Genomic DNA, 628 nt, shown 5'->3' on the forward strand with positions numbered 1-628 from the left:
CGGCAATTCCGCCCCCAAGTCCAACCTCCCCGACAGCGTCGACCCCGCCCAGGACCCCCTCACCTCCCTCGGCCGCGGCTGTGCCGACGCCGCAGCCTGGATCGTGGGCAAGCTCAGCGAGGCCGTCAAGGACACCGCCAACGTCGACTTCACCAACACCCGCTTCCTCCAGCAGTACGCGATCGTCTTCGCCGCCTCCACCGTACTGACGCTCATCCTCTGGCTCCTCGCCGTCGCCAAGCGGGCGATCCGCGGCGTGCCGCTGACCACCGCGATCTCCGAGGCCATCGGTTTCCTCTGGCTCACCGTGCTCGCATCCGCCTTCACTCCGTTGATCCTCTACACGATCGTCTCGGCCACCGACGGCGTCACCGAGGTCATCTCCTCGTCCTCCGGCGGGCAGACCGACGTCTTCTTCGGGTCGTTCGCCGAGGCGCTCAAGAAGGACGCCGACATCGGCGGCGGACCGATCATGCTGATCGTCGTCTCGCTCGTGTCGATCCTCGCCGCGGGCATCCTCTGGCTGGAGCTCGTGATCCGCGCCGCCCTGCTCTACGTGGGCGCCCTCCTCGGAACCGCCGTGTACGCGGGGCTCGTCGACAAGAACATGTGGGGACACGTACGCCGC

The 628-nt window shown here is 68.0% G+C and carries 1 pseudogene; it reads left to right on the forward strand.

The features are described from left to right. Nucleotides 1–628 (forward strand): annotated as a pseudogene (locus JGS39_RS40020) (hypothetical protein); the annotation flags it as partial.

The organism is Streptomyces poriferorum (genome assembly GCF_019399235.1).
Taxonomy (GTDB): Bacteria; Actinomycetota; Actinomycetes; order Streptomycetales; family Streptomycetaceae; genus Streptomyces; species Streptomyces poriferorum.